Consider the following 4575-nt stretch of genomic DNA (forward strand, 5'->3'; position numbering starts at 1 on the left):
ACCCGGCTCCCGTGCCGGCCGTGCGCTCACCCCCGGGTGGCCGTGGATCGGCGTCGCGCGCGACCGGCACGCGCGCGCCGGCGTGCGGCTCGGGACCGTCGGCGGGCAGCTCCAGCCGGAAGCGGCTGCCCGTGCCGGGCTCGCTCCGCACGCTCAGCGACCCGCCGAGCAGGGCGGCGTGTTCCCGGGCGATGGCCAACCCGAGCCCGCTGCCCGGCGCGGAACGGGACGGGTCGACCTTGTGGAACCGGTCGAACAGGCGCGGCAGGTGCTCGGCCGGGATGCCCGGCCCCTGGTCGCTGACCTCGAAGACGACCAGCGGACCCGCTCCGACGACGCTGGCCCGGATCTCGCCGCCGCCGTGTTCGACGGCGTTGGCGACCAGGTTGGCCAGCACCCGTTCCAGCCGGCGCGGATCGGTGCGGAGCGCGATCGGGTCGCCGGTGACCAGCACCCGCTCGGACCAGCCGCGCGCGGCGACGATCCGGCGCAGGAGTGCCGGTGCGTCGATCGGCTCGACGCTCGGCCGCTCCTGGCCGGCGTCCAGCCGGGAGATCTCCATGAGGTCCTCCACGAGACGACGCAGCCGAACCACGTCGCCGACCAGCAGCCGCGCGGCCGGCCGGGCGTCGTCGGGCAGCTGGTCGAGGTGCTCGCGCAGCAGCGAGGCCGCGGCCACCAGGGCGGTCACCGGGGTACGCAACTCGTGCGCGACGTCGGCGGTGAACCGCCGCTCACGCGCCTGCGCCGCGGACAGCGCGGCGATCTTCGACTCCAGCGCCTCGGCCATCTCGTTGAACGACGCCGCCCACACGCTGAACTCGTCCCGCCCGCGCACCGGCAGGCGGGTGGCGAGCAGGCCCTCGGTGAGCGCCCGGGCCGCCCGGCTGGCCCGGCCCACCGGCTCCAGCGTGCGGCGGGCCAGCAGGTGCCCCACCCCGGCGGCGAGCAGCACCACGAGCACCCAGCCGGCCAGCAGTGCGGTGCGCACCTGACCCAGGTCGGCGGCGATGTCGTCCTCGACGGTGATCACGTACAACTCGGCGGTCGAGCCGGGGATGCGTCCGCCCACCACCAGCAGCCGGGGCCGCTCCGACGGCGCGGACCGCTGGTAGCCGAGCCGCCCGTCCGCCACCGTGGCCCGCAGCGGGGCGCCGAGCGTCGGGGCGTACGACGGGTGCGAGGGGCGGGCCGGGCCGTCGACGAGCACCACGTGGCGGCCGCTGCCCTCGAAGCTGGTGAGCAGATCCGTGCTGCGCTGGCCGGTCAGCGGCAGGAACTGCCCGGCGAGGACCAGCTGGTAGCGGGTGTCGGCGGCGGACTGGTGCAGCGAGGCGTCCAACCAGGACTGCCGCAGCAGCAGCCCGGCCCCGCCGGCGAGCAGGCCCGCGGAAACCCCGGCGACCAGCACGAACGCGATTGTCAGCCGGCGCCGCAGCCGGCCCGGGGGCACCGCGCGTCCGGCCATCGCCGACCTCCCGTCAGCCCGTGGACAACTTGTAGCCGGCCCCACGCACGGTGCGGACCAGCCGAGGGTGCGCCGGATCGTCCTCGACCTTCGCGCGCAGCCGCTGCACCGCCACGTCGACCAGCCGCGAGTCACCCAGGAAGCGGTGGTTCCACACCAGGTCCAGCAGCAGCTCCCGGGTGAAGACCTGGCCGGGCCGGCGGGCCAGCTCCAGCAGCAGGCGGAACTCGGTGGCGGTCAGGGCGATCTCCCGGCCGTCCCGACGTACGACGAAGCTGCCCGGGTCGATCTCCAGACCGCCCACCTCGATCGTCGTCGAGGCGACCGGCGTGCTGGCCCGCCGCAGCACCGAGCGGACCCGGGCCACCAGCTCGGGCAGGTCGAACGGCTTGCGCAGGTAGTCGTCCGCGCCGCACTCCAACCCCACGACCACGTCGAGCGTGTCGGTGCGCGCGGTCAGCATGAGGATCGGCACCTGACTGGTGCGCCGGATCTCCCGGCAGACCTCCAGGCCGTCCAGGCCGGGCAGCATGACGTCGAGCACGATCAGGTCGACCGGGTGGGCCCGCCACGTCGCCAGGGCCTGCCGCCCGTCGGCGGCGGTGTCGACCCGGAAGCCGGCGCGGCGCAGACCGAGGGCGGTGACCTCCCGGATGGAGGCATCGTCCTCGACCACCAGCACGCGGCCCTCCACCACCTGAGGGTAGACCCGCCGCGACGGCCACAGACCTGGCGAAACGGCCGGTGTCGACGACCCGCCCGGACGGGCCCCTTCCTCTCGCGAGGCGATGGGAAGGGGCCCGTCCCTACGTCACCACCGGTGGGCCACGTCGAGCACGATCCGGCTGTGTCCGCCGGGGCCGGCCAGCACGAACGTGCGGAACGGCAGCCGGGCCCGCACACCGACGGCGAAGGTGGTGTAGCCCTCGAAGCTGCCGCCGAAGACGATGTCCCGCAGCGTCGGGTAGCGCAGCAGGTTCGCGGCGTGCTCACCGACGCGGTAGGGCACGGTGGCCAGGTGGGCGTCGTCGTACGCCGGGGCCCGCAGCGAGACCCGCAGCACGGCGTCACCGGCGGTGTACGGCGACAGCGCCAATCCCTCGCCCTCGGTCCACGTCTCGCCGTAGCCGACCGCGTAGCCGTCCACCGGGCCGGCGAACTCGAACACCACCCGGTCGTGGCACTCGTGGCGGCCGGTCCGCACGTCGACCAGCGGGGCGCTGCTCAACGCGCCCGCCGACTTCTCCGCGCTGCCCCAGGTGATCCCGCAGTACGGCGACGCGGTCGTCGCCCTGGTGGTGCTCGCCGCAGCGCCGTTGCCCGCGCCGGCGACCAGCCCGGCGAGTACGACCGCCAGCGCCGTCAGTGCGCTCCTGATCCTCATCGTGGTGCCTCCGTCCGATGCTCGGGGCCACGCCGCGGCGGCGTTGCCGGTGACCCTCTGCCCTGACCGTGGTCCCGCACCGGCACGACCACTTCGCCATGGTGTAACCGCTGGGTAACGGTGCCCCGCCGTACTTCGCCGGTATGACGGTTCCGCTATGCCGAACATCGACCAGTGTCACTTTAGTATCGACGTACATCAATGACCGGTGGCCGGTGGTCGCCGGACGACCGCAGGGGAGTGCGTGATGTTCCGACGACAAGTGCTGCGTGCGGCGCAGGCCGTACTGGTGGCCGTGCTGGCGGCGGCCGGGGTGCAGCTCGCCACCGGCGCCCCGGCCGCCGCTGTGCGGACCGTCTACTACGACGCGAGCCGGACCGGTGAGTTCCGCACCAACTTCGACCAGGCGGCGCAGATCTGGAACAGCCGGGTCAGCACCGTCCGGCTCCAGCCCGGCACCCCGGCCAGCATCACCATCTACGTCGACGACGGTTGGCCCCGGGCGCAACCGACCGGGCTCGGCTCGGGCCGGATCTGGATGGGCCGCACGGCCGTCAACCAGGGCTACGACCGCAACCGGATCGCCGCCCACGAACTCGGCCACATCCTGGGCCTGCCGGACCGGCGCACCGGCCTCTGCTCCGACCTGATGTCCGGCAGCAGCGCCCCGGTGTCCTGCCGCAACGCGTACCCCAGCTCGGCCGAGGCGTCCCGGGTGAACTCGCTGTTCGCCGGCACGCTGGCCGCGCCGGTCACCGGCGCGACGTACACCTGGGACGGCGCCGGGGACATCGGGCCGACGGTGGTCGGCGGCCGACCGGCCTCCGAGAACTACCCCTTCATGGTGTACGTCTCCGGCTGCACCGGAACGCTCATCAAGGCCAACTGGGCGGTCACCGCGAAGCACTGCTCGACGCCGTCCTCGGTGCGGGTGGGCAGCGTCAACCGCACCAGCGGCGGGACGGTGGTGCGGGTGACCCGCGCGGTCAACCACCCGAGCGTCGACGTCAAGCTGCTCCAACTGGCCAGCTCGGTCACGTACGCTCCGGCCCCGATCCCGACGACCTCCGGCGCGGTCGGCACCGCCACCCGGATCATCGGCTGGGGCCAGACCTGTGCCCGCCCGGGCTGCGGCTCGGCACCGGCCGTGGCCAACGAGCTGGACACGTCCATCGTGGCCGACAGTCGGTGCTCGGGCATCAACGGCCCCTACGAGATCTGCACCAACAACACCAACGGCACCTCCGGCGCCTGCTACGGCGACTCCGGGGGCCCGCAGGCGCGCCGGGTAAACGGGGTGTGGAACCTCATCGGCGCGACCAGCCGGGCCGGCAACAACAACTCCACCTGCGCCACCGGCCCGTCCATCTACGTCGACCTGCCGTCGATCCGGTCCTGGATCTCCACCCAGGTCGGTGGTGGACTGCCCGTGTGATCACGTGGGACGTGAGGGGGCGGGCACGCGCGACACGCGTGCCCGCCCCGCGCCGTCGGGTCACCCACGCGCCGCCGCGCTGAGGTACGGTGCCTGGCACCCGAACGATCCGAGGTGTACTCATGCCCGTCGTCGTCGCACTCGTGCTGACCCTCGCCCTGTCGCCCACACCGTCGCCGTCGGCCCCATCGGGCCCGGTCCGTGACCTCATCGGCGGCGTCGGCCGGATCGTCGACGACCTGCTGGGTGGCGACGACACCCCGACCGCGTCCCCGACCGCGCCCCCGC

At 73.9% G+C, this 4575-nt stretch carries 4 protein-coding genes and 1 pseudogene; 2 read left to right on the forward strand and 3 right to left on the reverse strand.

Annotation, left to right across the window (positions count from 1 at the left end; genetic code table 11):
• The 3 genes from DKT68_RS00645 to DKT68_RS00655 all read right to left on the reverse strand — a co-directional run.
• A partial coding sequence (locus tag DKT68_RS00645; protein WP_109815494.1) for a sensor histidine kinase occupies window positions 1-1468 on the reverse strand: 1468 nt, incomplete at its 3' end.
• 13 nt (window positions 1469-1481) lie between these two features.
• Window positions 1482-2162 carry a response regulator transcription factor gene (locus DKT68_RS00650; protein WP_109815497.1) on the reverse strand — a complete coding sequence of 227 codons (681 nt, stop codon included), beginning with the start codon at window positions 2160-2162 and terminating at the stop codon, window positions 1482-1484.
• A 117-nt stretch (window positions 2163-2279) separates the two neighbouring features.
• Window positions 2280-2852: an AMIN-like domain-containing (lipo)protein gene (locus DKT68_RS00655; protein WP_109815495.1), complete on the reverse strand. Its 573-nt coding sequence runs from the start codon at window positions 2850-2852 to the stop codon at window positions 2280-2282.
• Window positions 2853-3198: 346 nt separating this feature from the next.
• Here DKT68_RS00655 and DKT68_RS32595 point away from each other — a divergent pair.
• Together DKT68_RS32595 and DKT68_RS32600 are read left to right on the forward strand one after the other, a co-directional pair.
• Window positions 3199-3573: pseudogene (locus DKT68_RS32595) on the forward strand (snapalysin family zinc-dependent metalloprotease); the annotation flags it as partial.
• Window positions 3574-3591: 18 nt separating this feature from the next.
• The gene (locus DKT68_RS32600) at window positions 3592-4287 is read left to right on the forward strand and encodes a S1 family peptidase (protein WP_407940678.1); all 696 of its coding nucleotides are present in this window, start codon (window positions 3592-3594) and stop codon (window positions 4285-4287) included.
• The last annotated feature ends 288 nt before the right edge of the window (window positions 4288-4575 follow it).

The sequence above is a fragment of the Micromonospora acroterricola genome, from assembly GCF_003172955.1.
GTDB lineage: Bacteria > Actinomycetota > Actinomycetes > Mycobacteriales > Micromonosporaceae > Micromonospora > Micromonospora acroterricola.